Annotated in this window: 14 protein-coding genes; 2 read left to right on the plus strand and 12 right to left on the minus strand. The window is 69.4% G+C overall.

Features of this window, described 5'->3' with window-relative positions; translation table 11 throughout:
* Position 1 precedes the first annotated feature (1 nt).
* The 11 genes from H590_RS0105080 to H590_RS18265 all read right to left on the minus strand — a co-directional run bounded on the left by H590_RS0105080 (position 2) and on the right by H590_RS18265 (position 9,611).
* Positions 2-367, minus strand: coding sequence for a PadR family transcriptional regulator (locus tag H590_RS0105080; RefSeq protein WP_232020981.1), 366 nt, complete (start codon positions 365-367; stop codon positions 2-4).
* A 119-nt stretch (positions 368-486) separates the two neighbouring features.
* Positions 487-1,341, minus strand: coding sequence for a metal ABC transporter permease (locus tag H590_RS0105085; protein WP_028702716.1), 855 nt, complete (start codon positions 1,339-1,341; stop codon positions 487-489).
* Positions 1,334-2,203 carry a metal ABC transporter ATP-binding protein gene (locus H590_RS0105090; protein ID WP_028702717.1) on the minus strand — a complete coding sequence of 290 codons (870 nt, stop codon included), beginning with the start codon at positions 2,201-2,203 and terminating at the stop codon, positions 1,334-1,336. The genes H590_RS0105085 and H590_RS0105090 overlap by 8 nt, the downstream gene beginning before the upstream one ends.
* Positions 2,204-2,302: 99 nt before the next feature.
* On the minus strand, positions 2,303-3,226 hold the full coding sequence (locus H590_RS0105095) for a metal ABC transporter solute-binding protein, Zn/Mn family (RefSeq protein WP_028702718.1): 924 nt from the start codon (positions 3,224-3,226) through the stop codon (positions 2,303-2,305).
* Positions 3,227-3,393: 167 nt separating this feature from the next.
* Positions 3,394-3,945 (minus strand): cysteine hydrolase family protein, encoded by a 552-nt coding sequence (locus H590_RS0105100; protein ID WP_028702719.1) that lies wholly within the window; start codon positions 3,943-3,945, stop codon positions 3,394-3,396.
* Entirely contained in the window at positions 3,945-5,405 is a 1,461-nt protein-coding gene (locus H590_RS0105105) for a purine-cytosine permease family protein (protein WP_028702720.1), read from the minus strand. The genes H590_RS0105100 and H590_RS0105105 overlap by 1 nt, the downstream gene beginning before the upstream one ends.
* Positions 5,406-5,462: 57 nt before the next feature.
* Positions 5,463-6,227 carry a hypothetical protein gene (locus H590_RS0105110; protein WP_027588101.1) on the minus strand — a complete coding sequence of 255 codons (765 nt, stop codon included), beginning with the start codon at positions 6,225-6,227 and terminating at the stop codon, positions 5,463-5,465.
* Positions 6,224-7,390: a hypothetical protein gene (locus H590_RS0105115; protein ID WP_028702721.1), complete on the minus strand. Its 1,167-nt coding sequence runs from the start codon at positions 7,388-7,390 to the stop codon at positions 6,224-6,226. Before H590_RS0105115 ends, H590_RS0105110 begins: the two co-directional genes overlap by 4 nt.
* Entirely contained in the window at positions 7,390-8,088 is a 699-nt protein-coding gene (locus H590_RS14995) for an ABC transporter ATP-binding protein (protein WP_051233047.1), read from the minus strand. The genes H590_RS0105115 and H590_RS14995 overlap by 1 nt, the downstream gene beginning before the upstream one ends.
* Positions 8,085-9,155, minus strand: a complete 1,071-nt coding sequence (locus H590_RS0105125) for a hypothetical protein (protein WP_126412633.1) — start codon at positions 9,153-9,155, stop codon at positions 8,085-8,087. Before H590_RS0105125 ends, H590_RS14995 begins: the two co-directional genes overlap by 4 nt.
* 30 nt (positions 9,156-9,185) lie before the next feature.
* Positions 9,186-9,611 (minus strand): hypothetical protein, encoded by a 426-nt coding sequence (locus tag H590_RS18265; protein ID WP_027588104.1) that lies wholly within the window; start codon positions 9,609-9,611, stop codon positions 9,186-9,188.
* 384 nt (positions 9,612-9,995) lie between these two features.
* Between H590_RS18265 and H590_RS0105135 the strand changes: the two genes are divergently transcribed.
* Complete coding sequence (locus H590_RS0105135) at positions 9,996-13,559, plus strand: bifunctional proline dehydrogenase/L-glutamate gamma-semialdehyde dehydrogenase (protein ID WP_028702724.1); 3,564 nt, start codon at positions 9,996-9,998, stop codon at positions 13,557-13,559.
* 3 nt (positions 13,560-13,562) lie between these two features.
* Here H590_RS0105135 and H590_RS0105140 read toward each other — a convergent pair whose 3' ends face one another.
* On the minus strand, positions 13,563-14,630 hold the full coding sequence (locus H590_RS0105140; RefSeq protein ID WP_028702725.1) for a zinc-binding dehydrogenase: 1,068 nt from the start codon (positions 14,628-14,630) through the stop codon (positions 13,563-13,565).
* A 192-nt stretch (positions 14,631-14,822) separates the two neighbouring features.
* On the opposite strand from H590_RS0105140, the gene H590_RS0105145 reads away from it, so the two are divergent.
* The gene (locus tag H590_RS0105145) at positions 14,823-16,523 is read left to right on the plus strand and encodes a dihydroxyacetone kinase family protein (RefSeq protein WP_028702726.1); all 1,701 of its coding nucleotides are present in this window, start codon (positions 14,823-14,825) and stop codon (positions 16,521-16,523) included.

The raw sequence follows: 16,523 nt of genomic DNA on the forward strand, positions 1-16,523 counted from the left end.
CTCAGATCCCCGCCGCGGGGATGGGGGAGTCGCCGGCCGCGGTGGGCAGTAGGACTCCGAGGGTGGAGATCACCAGCCGCCACTGGCAGACGTGGGTCTCGAGCTCGCTGCGTCCGGTCTCGGTGATGTCGTAGTACTTGCGACGGCGTCCCTCCGGCGAGACTCCCCACCGCGACGAGATGAGCCCCTGCTGCTCCAGACGGTGAAGCAGCGGGTAGAGCATCCCCTCCTTCCACTCCAGCTGACCGCCGGAGGCCTCGGCGATGCGTCTGAGCAGCGAGTAGCCGTAGTCCTGCCCGTGACTCAGCACCCCGAGGACGATCGGGGTCGCCGAGGCGGCGACCAGCTCCTTGGAGACCTGCATCATTACCTCACAGTCCTAGGTATCAGATCTCCTGAAGCCTAGCACCGTGAGGTAACCCGTCGGCACGGTGAGGGACCGGCACCGTGAGGCAACCGGTCAGCACCTGGTGGGAGGCGGTGGACTCAGCCGCGCCTCGACCAGCCGAGCCGGCGTCTCAGGGCGCCGATCGGCAGGCAGATGAGGTAGATCACGAAGCTGATGGTGGTGACATAGGGGCTGATCGGCAGGCCCGGCCCCAGGGACAGCAGGATGCCTCCCACTGCCGCGGTGACGGCGAAGGCGATCGACAGCAGGGACAGTGTGGTGGGTCTGGCCGTCACCCGGGCGGCCGCCGCGGTCGGGGTGATGAGCAGGCTGAGCACCAGCAGGGCGCCGACCAGCTGGATGGCCATCGCGGTGGTGAGGCCGAGCAGCACCATGAAGACGATCGACAGGGTGCGCATCGGGACCCCGCGTGCCTTGGCCACCGCCGGATCGGCGGAGGCGAAGAACAGCGGTCGCCAGATCATCGCCAGGGCCAGTGCGACCAGTCCGGCGACCAGGCACAAGGTGGTGAGCTGGGTGCCGTCGACGGCGACGATCTGTCCGGTGAGCAGGCCGAACTTGTTGGACGAGCGTCCCTTGTAGAGGCTGAGGAAGAGCACCCCGATGCCCATCCCGAAGGGCAGCATGATGCCGATCGAGGCGTTGCGGTCCTTGGCGCGCACCCCCAGCAGGCCGAGGATCACGGCGGCGACCAGGGATCCGACGACGGCTCCGCTGGTGACGCTGAGGCCAAAGAACAGTGCGACCGAGGCTCCGGCGAAGGACAGCTCCGAGGTGCCGTGGACGGCGAATGCCAGATCGCGGGCGTGGATCATCGGGCCGATCAGTCCGGCCAGCACGCCGAGCACCACGCCGGCCAGGATGGACCCGCTGACCAGCGGGACCAGCTCGGTGAAATTGGTGAAGTTGAGGATGACGCTGATGTCAGTCACGGGTTCCTGCCTGGTGCTCTCCGTGTTCGTGGGGCCCGTGCTCCTCGTCGGCCAGCACGACGATCCGGTTGTTGCGCCGGAACACCTGGACCGGGGAGCCGTAGAGCTCGCTGAGGGTCTCCGAGCGCATCACCTCGTCGGGGGTGCCGACCAGCACCCGCCCGCCGGCCACATAGGCGACTCGGTCGATGTAGGGCAGCACCGGGTTGATCTCGTGGGTGACGAAGAGCACCCCGATCTCATGGGCCCGGCGCGCCTGGTCGATGAGGAGGGTGACCTCGTCCTGGTGGCGGATGTCCAGGCTCAGCAGCGGCTCGTCGCACAGCATCAGGGCCGGGTCGGTGACCAGGGCCTGGGCGATTCGCAGGCGCTGCTGCTCGCCTCCCGACAGCTGGGAGATCGGGGCCTCGGCGTAGGAGGTGGCGCCCACCTGCCTGATGGTGTCGTCGACCTTGCGGCGTCGCGCCCGGGAGGGCCATCGCGGACCCCAGCGGTGCCCGTCGACCCCCATCGTCACCAGGTCGCGGCCCCGGATGGGGGCCAGGGTGTCCATGGCGCGCTGCTGGGGGACGTAGCCGATGTCGGCCGAGCCCTTGGTGACGGGGTGGCCGGCGACCGTCGCGGTGCCGGCCGACAGGGGGATCTGGCCGAGCAGGACCCTCAGCATGGTGGTCTTGCCGGCGCCGTTGGGCCCCAGCACGGCGACGAACTCGCCGGTGTGGACCGTGAGGTCCACGTCATGCCACAGCACCCGGTCGCCGAAGGTCACCTCGGCCCCCTTGAGCTGGGCGGCCTGGGAGCGGGTGTCCGGGTCTGACGGTTCGGTCCCGTGACCGGACGGAACGGGTGTCTGTGCGTCCATTGAGTCTCCAAAGCTGTCTGGGCCGCGGGAGACCCCGCGGCCCAGACGATGATGATATCGGGAGTTGTTCCCGGTCCGATCCCTCAGGATCGGATTACTTCACTTGGACAGTGCCTCGGAGATGTGGGTGATGGTGTCGCCGACGAACTGCGAGTAGCTGGTGACTCCCTCGGGGAAGGTCTCGGTGACGCCGACGTTCGGCACGTCCACCTTCTTGGCCGCGGCCTGGAGCAGCTTGGTGACGTCGTCGGAGGTCTGTCCGTTGACGACCAGCAGGCCCGCCTTCTTGGTGGTGAGGAGCTGAGTGGTCTCGTTGATCACCTTGACCGAGGGGCCGGCGTCGGTCTCGGCCTGCTCGACGAACTGCTCGGGGGTGATGTTCTTGATCCCCATGTCGGTCAGCAGGTATCCGGCGACGGGCTCGGTGGCCACGGCGCTGAGATTCTTGTGGGCCGCTCCGGCGGTCTTGGCCCGCTCCTTGAGCTTGGCTATCTCGGAACCGAAGGACTGCGCGTTCTTGGTGTAGTCGGCGGCGTGGCTCGGGTCGGCCTTGCCCAGATCGGTGGCGACGACCTCGGCGACCTTGCGGGCGGTGTCCATCGAGTAGAAGACGTGCTCGTTGAACCCCTCCACCGAGGAGTTGAAGCCGGAGATCTTGACGGCGTCGACGAGGGTGGCGCTGCTGCCCTTGGCCAGGGTCGATGCCCAGTCGTCGTACCCGCCGCCGTTGACCAGGGCGATCTTCGCGTTGCTGAAGGTGAGCTTGTCCTTGGCGGTGGCCTCGTAGTCGTGCGGGTCCTGGGCGGGGCTGATGATCACGGAGGTGACCTCGACGTGATCCCCGCCGACCGCCTCGGCGACCGATCCCCAGACGTTGGTGGAGGCGACGACCTTGACCTTGCCGGCAGCGGAGGAGCCGGAGCTCGCGGAGCCGGCGGCGTCAGCTGATCCATTGCCCGAGCAGGCCGCCAGACTCAGCGGCAGCGCAGCGACCGCCACGGTCGCCAGCACCCGGCGCGAGATGGAGTGTGTCAGGAAACGGGATGACATGTATGTCCTCAATTCGTGTTGTAACTGAAAACCATTATCAAGTCATCTCGACGCGGAGGCAAATCCGCGTCGTGGCGCGGGCCCAGCTGCGTGGTGGCGGCGGCCCGGGGGTGCGTGGTGCGCGCTGCCCGGGGCGGGGCTCAGCCGAGCAGGTCGGAGCTGGAGGTGATCTCGATCTGCGGGGAGTAGAGGCCAATCAGCCGCAGTGCCGCCGCCTGGTTCTCGGGTGTGGATCCGGCGCACCCGTCGGAGACCACCTGGACCCACGCCCCGGCGTCGGCCGCCGCCAGGGCCGTGGAGATGACGCAGCAGTCGGTGGCCACCCCGACCAGCGCCAGGTGAGGTGTCGGGCCGGTGATCCCGGCCAGCTGGGGGCCCCACTTGCCGAAGGTCGTGAGGTCCAGGCCGGGACGCCGCGACCAGCCGCGGGCGGCGTCGACCAGATCGAAACAGGGGTCATCGTCCGGACGGTCGGCGAAGCTCCAGCGATCGAAGTAGTCCGCCCAGGCCCCCGGGTGCTCGCTGCCGGGCAGCCATCTGGTCACCAGCACCCGGTCTCCGAAGCGCTCGGACAGCCGTCCGATCGGTCCGACCACGGCCTCGAAGTCGTGGGCGCACCACGGCGAGGAGGGATCGGCGAAGATCCGCTGGGGATCGATGACGACCAGCCAGGGCAGATCGAATCCGGACATCAGAACGACTCCTGGTGGCGGACCCGGGAACGCCGGGCGAGGAAGGTCACCAGGAATCCCAGCACCAGGGCGGCGATGACCCCGATATTGGCCCACGCCCAGGAGCCCTCCCTGCCGCCCAGGCCCAACGGCCCGAGGAGGTATCCCTGCCAGTCGTTCCAGCCGACCCCGGGGTACTGGTTGATGACCAGACCCCAGCCGATCGCGGTGACCACGACGAGGGTGATCAGGGAGACCCAGTCCACCGCACCGTACCGACCCTCGGGGCGGAACAGATCTGCGTCGTCGTAGGCCCGGCGCCGCAGCGCGATGTCGGACATCATGATCCCCGCCCAGGCCGCCAGCGGAACTCCCAGGGTGACCAGGAAGGACTGGAAGGGGGAGATGAAGTTCGGGGCGAGGAAGACCACGTAGATGGTGCCGACGGTGAGGATGACACCGTCGATGAGGGAGGCGGCGGGCCTGGGGATCCTGATCCCGAGGCTGAGCAGGGTGAGGCCGGAGGAGTAGATGCCGTTGATCGCCCCCGACAGCAGGGAGAGCACCGCCACCACCAGGAAGGGCACCAGGAACCAGGTCGGCAGGATCGTCGCGAGGGCGCCGACCGGGTCCACCTGGACGGCCTCGGACAGGTTCTTCGAGGAGCCCACCAGCAACAGGCCGAAGGTGATGAGGAAGACCGGTCCGAGGGACCCGCCGAAGGTGTTCCAGAACACGATCGAGCCGCCCCGGGCCTCGCGGCTCTGGTAGCGCGACCAGTCGGCGGCGATGTTGACCCAGCCCAGCCCCATCCCCGTCATCACCATGGTCAGCGCCCCGACCACCGACTGCCAGGGTCCCGACGGGATGGCCGCGACGGCGTCCCAGTGGATCGCCCGCACCGCCATCACGAGGTAGATGATCGTCACGATGCCGGTGACCCAGGTGAGCACCGACTGCATCCTCATGATGATGTGATAGCCGGCCACCGCCCCCAGCACGATGAGCAGGGCGACGACGATCGCGGCGATGACCTTGACCGTGGTCCCGGAGCTCCAGCCGAGTCGGGAGAAGACCGTCGCGGTGGCCAGCACCGCGCTGATCGCCAGGGAGGTCTCCCAGCCGATCGAGGTGATCCAGGAGATGATGCCCGGAACCTTGTTGCCCTGCACCCCGAAGGCCGCCCGGGAGGCGACCATGGTCGGCGCCGAGCCGCGCTTGCCGGCGATCGCGATCACCCCGCAGAAGATGAAGGAGACGACGACTCCCAGCAGGGTGGCGACCGTCGCCTGCCAGAAGGAGATCCCGAAACCGAGCACGAATGCCCCGTAGGACATCCCGAACACCGAGATGTTGGAGGCGAACCATGGCAGGAACAGATTGCGCGGCCTGGCGGTGCGCTCGGATTCCTCGATGATCTCGATCCCGGTCATCTCGATGCCTGCGGAGCGACGTGTCGACTCAGATGCGGACATGGTCATTCTCCTGGTGGGCGGCGGACGGCTGCATGCGCGCCCAATTGTGTCAGCCCAGCGGTCTCAACGGGAGGAGTAGCGGCGTCGTGCCACCAGGACACCGATCAGCACGGCCAGCATGCCCCATCCGAGAACGAGGAGGATCGCAGTCCGACGTGAGATGTCGATGAAGAGGATGCTCGCCGGATCGTGGTAGAGAAGCCGCCAGGGGCCACTCAGGGGATGGAGTACCTGAATGGCGGTCCGTCCCGTTCCCACGTACATGAGAACGGCCATGAAGGATCCAGCCATAACCAGCAGCACCACGAGGGCGGTCCTCGCCGACCATCCGCAGGCGTGGCAGAGAAGGGCGGTCGCCAGGGTGGCGACGACGATCACCATGGTCGAGACGCCCGCCTCGCGCAGCGGATCGGCTCCTGCGAGGGAGAGGGCCGGAAGACCATCGCGCAGCCAGCCGCCCAGCCCGACCAGCGCGGCGACCAGGCAGCTGCCGGCCGCCAGCAGGAGGGAGGCGGCGAGGGCGCAGGCCAGGTCGAGGGCGATGCGGGTGTGTCCATGGGTCCCGCAGAGCCGCTGTTCGCGGTCCAGACCGGCGTCCCGGTCGGCTCCGCACAGCGACGCGGTGATCGCCACCGCGGCCAGCCCTCCCGGCCAACGGCACAGTGTCAGGGCGGTGGTGGCTGCCCCGATGGGGTTGATGGCGGAGAGTCCGTCGATGAGCGGTCTCCACAGGCCGAGGATCCCGCCGGTGATCAGGGTCGCCGTCAGGAGTCGTCTCGTCCTCAGCCGACGAATGGCGATGAGGACACGGGTGTGCAGCTCGGTCATCGATAGCAGTCCTCCTGCTCCGAGACTCCGGAGACGAGCCAGCCCTTCTCGTTCTTCACCATGCAGAGCCCCATCTGCGAGCCGTTCACCCGCACCTGAGCGTGTCCCTTGTCGTCGACGCGGTCCAGCAGGACGGTGGCTCCGGACGGCAGACTGGCGAAGGCCCAGACGGAGTCTCCCAGGGTTCTTCGCGCCGAACCGTCCACCGACAGCCTGTCGGCCCGGCTGGAGTTGGTGCGCAGGGAGAGCAGGAAGTCCTCGGCCCTCTGTTGGGGTGATGTACCGGCAAACCGCTCGAGCAGGAGGAAGGGCCGTGCATTCATCGGAACGGTGGCGGTCGCCAGGCCGGGGATCACAGCTCCGGCGGCCAGGCAGCCCGCCAGGGGGATGGCGATCCATCCGCGCAGGCTCCGCCGCCGGTCCCCCCGGGTGGCCGTGGTGGTGGTCCGGGGTTCGCGGAGAGCGGGGCGGGAGAACAGGGCGTTGAGGGCGACCACCGTCCAAACTGCCCCAGAGAGCAGACAGAGTTGCAGGACCCGCGTCCCGTAGGGGTAGTAGATACTGGGGGCGGCGTGCAGGGCGCGCAGAGCCGCGGTGGGCAGCAGTACGCGCACCAGGTCGAGGACAGGATTGTCGGGCAGGTACACCAGCGCCAGGGCGACTCCCACGGCAGCCACAGCCAGACCTATGGCTGGTCCGATACGTACCGCGTGGATCAGGGCTGCGGCCCAGGCTGTGACGAGGAGGCCGCGCAGCAGGATCAGCCCGATACTTGCCGGCCATGGGGCCAGAGCCGTCACCGTGAGAGCCGGGCCGAGCCGGGACAGGGCCAGTGACGCCCCACCGGCGAGCAGGCACCAGGCGAGAGCGAGAGTGCAGGCCACCAGAAGGCGCTGGGCGGTCCACCGGCGCTCGTCCAGGCCGGTGGACCGGCGATCTCGGCGAATGGAGTCCTGGGCGTCGGGTCCGAATACCCAGAAGGAGATGAGCACGCAGGTGGCGGGCAGGATCTGGTCGGCCATCGAGTCGAAACCGCCGAGCACTTGGCGCCAGTTGAGGGTGACGCCCTTGATGACGCCCATCCAGGCAGCGACGACGGCCCACACGGCCAGCCCGACCACCAGGAGCGGCGAGCGCAGCGCGATGCGCCATGCGGTGCGCATCAGGTGAGGCCGATCGCGGAGAAGTACAGGTCCTCGATGGTGGCTCCCTCGGCGAGGTCGGCGGTGGCGCCTCCAAGGATCTGTTCGCCGCCGTTCATCATGACGTAGGAGTCGCAGATCTGCTGCACCTCGTGGAGCATGTGGCTGGACAGCACGATGGCGTGGCCGGCCGCCTTGAGATTGGCGACGATCTCGCGGAACCGGTGCAGGAAGACTGGATCGAGTCCGTTGGTGGGCTCGTCGAGAACGATGACGGGGGAGGAGCAGACGAGAAGCCGGGCGATCCCCAGGCGCTGCCTCATGCCTTGGCTGTACTTGGAGTAGTGCAGCCGGGAGTCCTCCAGCTCGACGTTCGCCAGGGCTGCGGCGATGCGTCCGATGCGTTCGGAGTACCCGCCACTGAAGGCCCGCAAATTCTCCCGTGCCGACAGGAACGGGTAGAAGGCGGGTTCCTCGATCATTCCGGTGATCGACACCTCGGGGCCCAGCCGTACGGGCTCCTTCCCGCCGACCGTGAGGGTTCCCGATGCGATCGACGCCAGCCCGCAGATCATCTTGAGCTCAGTGGTCTTCCCGGCCCCGTTGGCGCCGACCAGCCCGAGGCACGAACCCGCTTCCACCGTGAAGGTGACCGGCCCGATGCGCGACCCGTTGGAGAAGGTGTGCGAGAGTCCGGACACCGCAAGGGTGCTGCTCACGGGTTCTTCCGCCATTCGACGTGGCCGTCGGGATACAGCAGCACGAGGGCACCGGACGCGGTGAATCGGGAGGCGATAGCGCCCTTGTAGGTGGTCCGGATTCTCCCGTTCGCAGTGGACACCGCGATACCCTGAGGAGTCCGGAAACTGGCCGTCGACCCGTCGCGGGACGCGGTCGGAATTGACTCCGTCGGTTCCTTCACGGTTCGCAGAAGAGCTCCCTTGGAACTGAAGAACCTCAGGACCGAGGTGTAGCTGGTCGTGGCTCCGAGACTGGCGCTGAGCGATGCGGTGATGAAACCGGTGCGGCTGATGGTGCAGGCTCCCAGATCGTTGGCCGTGACGCCCAGATCGAGGGGCAGGGTTCTGCCCTGCTGATCGACCAGCCGTGCCTGTTCGCCGATGGGGACGAGGGATGTCCCGTTGGGGCCGACGCAGTTTCCGCCCTCGCCCGCGATCTTGAACGGATGACCCAGGGACGGCTTGCCGTTGACCTGTGTGGCCACGGTGGCCCAGGTGGTACTGCCCTCGGTCGTCGTGATGACCCCGGGGCCGTCCTGCGTACCGCCCCAGGTGGGGGCGCGGCCGGGAATGCGGATCGGGGCCGACTCACCTGTGGCGGTGGCCCAGGTGGCTTTCGTGGTGCCGTCCTTGGAGGTGCGCAGGACGAGTACTGCCCCGCCCAGTCGTACCGGGGCCCACAGCTGGAAACCGTCGGCGAGGGGGACAGCGGGCTGGCCCCTGAGGAGTGGGGTGGGGGTCTTCACCACCGGCGAGTTCCATGCGTCGATGTCACCGGTGAGGATCGCGTTGGGGCACGAGTCGACGCAGACGGCGTTCGTCCTGGAGGACGGCCCCATCCACACCGTCCGGCCCGAGGAGGCGATCCCGCGGGTGCTGTCGGAGCTGGCGATCACCGCGCCACTGTCGTCGGCGGCGAGGAACATGAACGGTGTCAACGCGTCCTTGCCGGTGCTGAGATCCTCGGGGGACGGGCTCGAGGCGGACTGCGGCCTGAACAGCAGTACCGCCGCGATCACGACTACGACCGCGGCGACACTGCTCACGAGGGCTTTCTTCTTCATGGTTGTGCGGGCTCAGAAATTCTTCCTGGCGGCGGTGCACTGAGGATCGACACCGGAACGATCGAAGATGGCCGTCCAGAAGATGGACTCATGATCAATAGGGCGAGTCTTGGCGTTCTGCATTCCGGTGTGGCCGTTTCCGAAGGGCATGCTGTCGGGTGAGTTCCATGCCCACTTCTGAGTAGCACCAGAGTAGAGCCTGATGTTGACATTGTTCTTTCCGCCGGTCGGCGTGCCATTGATGGTCCAGCTCGCGAGCTTCCAGACGTGGTAGCCACCACTGTCGCTGTATGTGGCCTGCGCGTTGAGATTGTTTCCGCTCGCGGAACAACTCCCGGTTGCGGTGTAATTGCCTGCCTCGGCTGCGGTGGGGACCCCCACAGCCAGAGCGATCGCGGCGGCAACGGCACCCGCCGCCCTCCATCGTGTGATGAGCATATCGGACCTTTCTCGAACTGTCTGGTGTGACGCTAGCACCGTCCATGGATACGGAGTTTCTGCCATCGGCATCTTGGTCGAAAGTCACGGAATCAGGAGAGACGGTTTCCTTTTTCTCGGCATCTTGGTCGAAAGTCACGGCATCGGGAGGCGCATGTCGTTGGTGCCCACATCGCTGGAGTGAGGCCCACCTCGATCCAGGCTCCGCCGAAGTCCGCGAACTGGGGTCACGGGGCATGGACGCGACGGTTGTCCGACGGGAGTCACCTCGGTGGCCGGGATGGTTGACTCGCTGCATGTCGTCGGCGTTGTTCAGTGTGCGATCGTCGGTTGAGTTCACCCGAGGATCGAACACATACCGCCCGGCGGGACTATCGTCCCGTCATGGGCACCCACGGCACTGACCATGACGACCGCCACGACGAGAACCCCGAGGATTCCTGGAGCTCTGCCGGTCCCCGTCCGGCCGAACTCGCCGATGAGGCCGTCCAGCTCGCCCGTCGATGGGCCCTCGACAACTCTTCGCAGCAGGGCCGGGCCGGATCGCAGCAGCGCCGGACCGGGACCGTCGCACGGTGGCGCGGGATGCTCCCCCGGGACCGCAGCAGAGTCGCCGCGACCCTGCTCTCCCAGGTTCTGAGGGAACCCTCCGGGCTGCCCTTCACCGTGGAGTTCATCGACCGGGTGATGCGCCCCGAGGATCCCGGCACCGCCGCGGCGGCCTTGGCGCGACTGTCCCGCACCGACGCATCCTTCCTTCCCCCGGTCCTGCGCGCCGGGGTCCGGATGGCCGGCCGGACCGCCCCCCACGCCCCCCGCCTGGTGGTCGGCCTGGCCCGTGGCGTGCTGCGACAGATGGTCGGACACCTCATCATCGACGCCCGCCCCCGGGCACTCGGCCGCGCCCTGCGCCGGCTGCGCAAGGACGGTGTGAGGCTCAATCTCAACCTGCTCGGCGAGGCGGTGCTCGGCGACCGGGAGGCCGCCGCCCGACTGGCCGGCACCAAGAGGCTGCTGGCCCGCGACGACGTCGACTACGTCTCGGTGAAAATCTCGGCGGTGGTCAACCAGCTGGACCTGTGGGCCCACGACGCCACCGTCCAGGAGGTCGCCGACCGGCTCGCACCGCTGTTCAGACTGGCCGCCCGCTCGGCCACCGCCAAGTTCATCAATCTCGACATGGAGGAGTACCACGACCTGGACCTCACCATCGACGTCTTCCAGAACCTGTTGGACCGCCCGGAGTTCCTGACCCTGGAGGCCGGCATCGTGCTGCAGGCCTACCTCCCCGACTCCCTGGCCGCCGCCCAGCGGCTCACCGCATGGGCCGACCGGCGCACCGCCCGAGGGGGAGCCGGCATCAAGATCCGGCTGGTCAAGGGAGCCAACCTGCCGATGGAGAAGGTCGACGCCGAGCTGCACGGCTGGGCCCAGGCCCCCTGGCACTCCAAGGTCGCCACCGACAGCAACTACCTGCGCGTCCTGGACTGGGCGCTGACCCCCGAGCGCACCCGATCGGTGCGCTACGGGGTGGCCGGGCACAACCTGTTCTCCATCGCCATGGCCAAGCTGCTGGCCGATCGGCGCGGGGTCGGCGACCGGGTCGAGTTCGAGATGCTGCTCGGGATGGTCCCCGACCAGGTCGAACGGGTCGGTGCCGATGTCGGCGGGGTTCTGCTGTACACCCCGGTCGTCCATCCCGACCACTTCGACGTCGCCATCTCCTACCTGGTGCGACGCCTCGAGGAGGGGGCCGCCGCCGAGAACTTCATGTCGGCGGTCTTCGAGCTCGGCCGCGACCCGGACCTGTTCTCCCGCGAGGAGGCCCGGTTCCGCGCCGCCCTCGACGGCCTGACCCGCACCGTTCCGGCGCCCAACCGGCACCAGGAGATCGACCGGGTGCCCGACCCGGCCGATGGCTACCGTCCCAGTACCGACTCCGACCCGGCCCTGGCCCCGGTGCGCGAGTGGGCCGCCGAGGTGGCGGCGGTGATGGACCACTGCCGACTGGGAGCCACCACGGTGGCCTCCCACCACCTCGCCAGCGTCGAGGAGGTCGACGACGCGGTCGCGACTGGCCTGGCCGCCCAGCCGGGCTGGAACGGTCTGGGCGCCGCCCGCCGTGCCGAGATCCTGCGGGAGGTGGCCGCCGAGTTCGCCCGACGTCGCGGGGACCTGCTGGCGATCGCCGGCGCCGAGACCGGCAAGATCGTCGCCGAGGGGGATGTCGAGATCTCCGAGGCGATCGACTTCGCCACCTGGTACGCCAACCACGCGATCGGCCTGGAACAGGTGGACGGGGCGACCTTCACCCCGCCCCGGCTCACGGTGGTCGCCCCGCCGTGGAACTTCCCGCTGTCCATCACCGCCGGATCGGTGCTGGCCCCGCTGGCCGCCGGATCGGCGGTGCTGCTCAAGCCGGCCCCGCAGGCCCGACGCTGCGCCGCGGTGATCGCCGAGTGCCTCTGGGGGGCCGGGGTCCCGCGCGAGGTCCTCCAGCTGGGCGACGCCGCCGAGGACGAGGTGGGACGCCGACTCATCAGCCATCCCGACGTCGAGCGGGTCATCCTCACCGGGGCCCATGACACCGCGACGCTGTTCCGCTCCTGGCGCCACGACCTGCCACTGCTGGCCGAGACCAGTGGCAAGAACGCCATCATCGTCACCGAGAACGCCGACTACGACCTGGCCGCCGCAGACATCGTGCGCTCGGCCTTCGGCAACGCCGGCCAGAAGTGCTCGGCCGCCTCCCTGGTGATCCTGGTAGGTCAGGCCTACCGGTCGAAACGGCTGCGCCACCAGATCCTGGACGCCGCGGCCTCCCTGCGGCTCGGCGACCCCAGTGACCTGGCCACCCAGCTCGGGCCCCTCATCCAGCCCGCCGAGGGCAAACTCCTCGAGGGCCTCACCACCCTGGACCCCGGCCAGACCTGGGCCCTGAGACCCCGCCGGATCGACCCCTCGGGCCGGTTCTGGAGTCCCGGCGTGCGCGCCGGGGTGAGGCCGGGGGACCGCTACCACCTCACCGAGTACTTCGGCCCGATCACCGGCATCATGTCAGCCCCCGACCTGGCCACCGCCGTCTCCTACCAGAACGGCACCCCCTACGGCCTGACCGCCGGTATCCACTCGCTGGATCCCGCCGAGATCTCCTGGTGGCTGGACCACGTCCAGGCCGGAAATCTGTACATCAACCGCGGCATCACCGGTGCGATCGTGGGCCGTCAGCCCTTCGGCGGGTGGAAGAAGTCGGCGGTCGGCCCCGGCGCCAAGGCCGGCGGCCCGAACTATCTGGCCGTGCTCGGCTCCTGGGCTCCGGCCGAACCGAGGACCCCGGCCCCCGACGGCCCGCTGTCGCCGCGGGTCGAGCAGTTCCTGTCCCACATCGCCCATCGCCGGGCCGAGGCCGTCCGGGAGGGATGGCTGTGGGACGCCGCCCACCGCGACGCCGCCGCCTGGGCCCACGAGTTCGGCATCGCCCGGGACATCGGCGGTCTGATCCACGAGCGCGACGAGTTCCGCTACCGACCCGCCGCGACCCTGATCCGGATCGGCCCCGACGCCGATCTGAGTGACGCCGCCCGCGCCTGCAGCGCCGGCCTGCTGGCCGCCGGCCCGGTGCTCTCGGTGAGCCTCGACCCGCGGGTCGACCCGGTCCTGGCCAGTGCCCTGACCGCTCTTGGGGTGGTCTGCGATGTCGTCGCCCAGCCCGACTGGCTGGTCTCGATGGGCGCCCCCGGAGCCCCTCGCAGGGTCCGACTGATCGGCGCCGACCCCACCGAGGTCGCCGCGGCCACCGCGGGCGACCCCGATCTGGCGGTCTGGTCCTGGCCGGTCACCGCCGCACCCAGGGTGGAGCTGCTGGCCTTCCTGCGCGAGCAGTCGGTGTCCCTGACCGCCCACCGGTTCGGCACCCCGAGCGCCGAACTGGCCGAGCTGGCGATCTGAGGCTCAGCGTCGGGGGTCGATGGCGATCTTGATCCCCAGGTGGGACCGCACCGCATCGATCCCCTTCGGCCACTGGGACAGCCCGAAGGTGTGGGTGACGATCGGCGTCTCGTCGATCACACCGGCTGCCAGCAGCCGGACGGCGTCATGGACGTCGGCCCGTCGGGCGTTGGAGCCTCCGGAGACCGTCAGCTCCTGGTAGTGCACCGTGTTGGGGGTGAGAAGCGACTGGGAGTCCTTCGGGAATCCGGCGAACCAGCTCACCCGGCCACCGGGGGCCGCCAGCTCCAGGGAGGTCTCGGCCAGCTCCGTCCGCCCGATCGCGACCACCACCACATCGGCCCCCCAGCCGCCGGTGAGGTCGGCGACCCTGTCCGCGAGCTCCTCGGGCGCCACCCCGGTCGCTCCCAGTCCGCGGGCCACCGCGCGCCGCTCCTCGTGGCGGTCGCACAGGATCACCCGGGCCGCACCGCCGGCCAGGGCCAGCTGGGTGTGCAGCAGCCCGATCGGTCCGCCACCGATCACCACCACCGTCTCGCCCGGATTGACCCCGCCGTGCCGGTGGTGCCCGTTGAGCACGCAGGACAGCGGTTCGGCCAGGGCCAGCCGGGCAGCGGGCAGCTCGGTGGGGGAGACGATGACATTTCCCCGTGCCACCGCCCGGGCCGGCACCAGCAGGTAGGGGGCCAGGCCCCCGTCGATCCCGTACCCGACCAGCTCGAGACCGCTGCACAGGTGCTCCCGACCGATCAGGCAGGCCCGGCAGCATCCGCACGAGACGACGATGGAGACCGTCGCCTGGCGTCCCACCACCAGATCGGCGCCGCCCGGTGAACCGGCCACCCCCTCGCCGATCGCGGCGATCCGGCCGGCCACCTCATGACCGAGGGTCGCCCCCGGCCTCACCCCGCTGGTCTTCTCCCCCGAGATGATGCGCAGGTCGGTGCCGCAGATAGTCGTCGCCTCCACCGCCAGCAGCACCTCGCCGGGTCCGGGGGAGGGGACCGGCTTGTCGACCAGGGCGACGTCGCCGGGGCCGCGCAGGGTGAGGGTGGGCATGGTTGAGGTCATCTCGGTGATCCTCCCGGTTGGCATGTCGCAGGCGCGGGAACGGACCGATGGTCCCGCTTGTTGATCCGAACTTCTCATGATTTGATGTGAAAAGGCTAGTCCTGAACGTGAAAAAACGACATGATCGGGATCGATCACAGCTGATCGGATCCCGGTTGCATGCTTCCTCCCCAGACAGAAGTGGAGACGTGGATGACCCGAGTACTCAACGACCCCGATGACTTCCCCGCCCAGGCGGTGGCCGGCCTGGCCAGTGCCTTCCCCCAGCACCTCAAGCCGGTCTTCGGCGGGGTGGCCAGGGCCACTGTCACCCGCCCCGGCAAGGTCGCCCTGGTGGTGGGAGGAGGGTCCGGCCACTACCCGGCCTTCGCCGGATGGGTCGGGCAGGGATTCGCCGATGGCGCGGTCTGCGGCAATATCTTCTCCTCCCCCTCGGGCGCGCAGGCCTACTCGGTGTGCAAGGCCGCCGACCGCGGCGCCGGGGTGCTCATCGGCTTCGGCAACTACGCCGGCGACGTCCTCCAGTTCGGCCAGGCGGCCGAGCGGCTCAAGAGCGAAGGGATCGACACCCGCTGCCTGCTGGTCACCGACGACATCGCCTCGGCCGGCCCCGACGACCTGTCCCGCCGTCGCGGCATCGCCGGGGACCTGCCGACCTTCAAGGTGACCGGTGCCGCCTGCGAGGCCGGTCTGGGCATTGACGAGGTGGTCGAGGTCTTCAACCGCGTCAACCACCGGACCCGGTCCTTCGGGGTGGCCTTCAAGGGCTGCACCCTGCCCGGCGCGGACCAGCCGCTGTTCCGGGTCGCCGAGGGCCGGATGGGTGTCGGGATGGGGATCCACGGCGAGCCCGGCATCCACGACGCGGATCTGGGCACCGCCGACGACCTGGCGCAGATGCTGGTCGACGGCCTGCTGGCCGACCGTCCCGAGGACGCCGGAGTCCGGGTGGTGCCGATCGTCAACGGGCTGGGCGACACCAAGTACGAGGAGCTCTTCGTCATCTGGAACGACATCCGCCGGCGCCTGGTCGAGGCCGGTCTGGAGGTCGTCGACCCCCAGGTCGGCGAGTTCGTCACCAGCCTCGACATGGCCGGACTGTCGCTGACCCTGGTGTGGCTCGACGAGGTCATCGAGCCGCTCTGGCTGGCCCCCTGCGACACCCCCGCCTACCGCCGCGGGGCGATCGGCGAGGTGGAGCTCGACACCGCCGAGCTGTCCCAGCAGGCGGAGGCGGTGACCGTCGCGACCCCCGGCAGCCCCGTCTCCCAGGAGGTGGCCGGCACGGTCGTCGGCGCCCTGGACCTGATGAGGTCGATGCTGGTCGAGCGCCAGGACGAGCTCGGACGGCTGGACTCGATCGCCGGGGACGGGGACCACGGCATCGGGATGGCCCGCGGATCGGCCGCCGCCGTGCAGGCGGCCCGGGAGGTCGCTGCCGAGGGGGCCGGGGCGCTCACCACCCTGGCCGCCGCCGGGGCGGCCTGGTCGGAGCAGGCCGGCGGCACCTCGGGGGCACTGTGGGGGGCCGCACTCACGGCCTTCGGCTCGGCCCTGGGCGACGATCAGCCGTGCCGTCCGGAACTCGTGGTGCGGGCGGCCGGCGCCGCCCTGGAGGCGGTCACCCGGCTGGGCGGCGCCCAGCTCGGGGACAAGACGATGGTCGACGCCATGGAGCCCTTCGTGAGGACCCTCCAGGGGTCGACGGCCGACCTGCCCACCGCCTGGGGGGCAGCCGTGCTGGCCGCCGACCAGGGGGCGCGGTCGACCGCCGGCATCGTGGCCCGGCTGGGACGCTCCCGGCCCCTCGGCGAGAAGTCCCTGGGCACCCCGGATCCCGGGGCGGTCTCCTTCGTCGAGGTCGTGCGCGCCGTCGGCAGCGTGATCGGCTGA

The organism is Acidipropionibacterium jensenii DSM 20535 (assembly GCF_000425285.1).
Taxonomy (GTDB): Bacteria; Actinomycetota; Actinomycetes; order Propionibacteriales; family Propionibacteriaceae; genus Acidipropionibacterium; species Acidipropionibacterium jensenii.

Bases quoted from the DNA above. Each gene is read 5' to 3' on its own strand.
- H590_RS0105080 (WP_232020981.1), bottom strand. From the start codon at position 367: ATGATGCAGGTCTCCAAGGAGCTGGTCGCCGCCTCGGCGACCCCGATC.
- H590_RS0105090 (WP_028702717.1), bottom strand. From the start codon at position 2,203: ATGGACGCACAGACACCCGTTCCGTCCGGTCACGGGACCGAACCGTCA.
- H590_RS0105100 (WP_028702719.1), bottom strand. From the start codon at position 3,945: ATGTCCGGATTCGATCTGCCCTGGCTGGTCGTCATCGATCCCCAGCGG.
- H590_RS0105105 (WP_028702720.1), bottom strand. From the start codon at position 5,405: ATGACCATGTCCGCATCTGAGTCGACACGTCGCTCCGCAGGCATCGAG.
- H590_RS0105110 (WP_027588101.1), bottom strand. From the start codon at position 6,227: ATGACCGAGCTGCACACCCGTGTCCTCATCGCCATTCGTCGGCTGAGG.
- H590_RS0105115 (WP_028702721.1), bottom strand. From the start codon at position 7,390: ATGCGCACCGCATGGCGCATCGCGCTGCGCTCGCCGCTCCTGGTGGTC.
- H590_RS18265 (WP_027588104.1), bottom strand. From the start codon at position 9,611: ATGCTCATCACACGATGGAGGGCGGCGGGTGCCGTTGCCGCCGCGATC.
- H590_RS0105135 (WP_028702724.1), top strand. From the start codon at position 9,996: ATGGGCACCCACGGCACTGACCATGACGACCGCCACGACGAGAACCCC.
- H590_RS0105140 (WP_028702725.1), bottom strand. From the start codon at position 14,630: ATGACCTCAACCATGCCCACCCTCACCCTGCGCGGCCCCGGCGACGTC.
- H590_RS0105145 (WP_028702726.1), top strand. From the start codon at position 14,823: ATGACCCGAGTACTCAACGACCCCGATGACTTCCCCGCCCAGGCGGTG.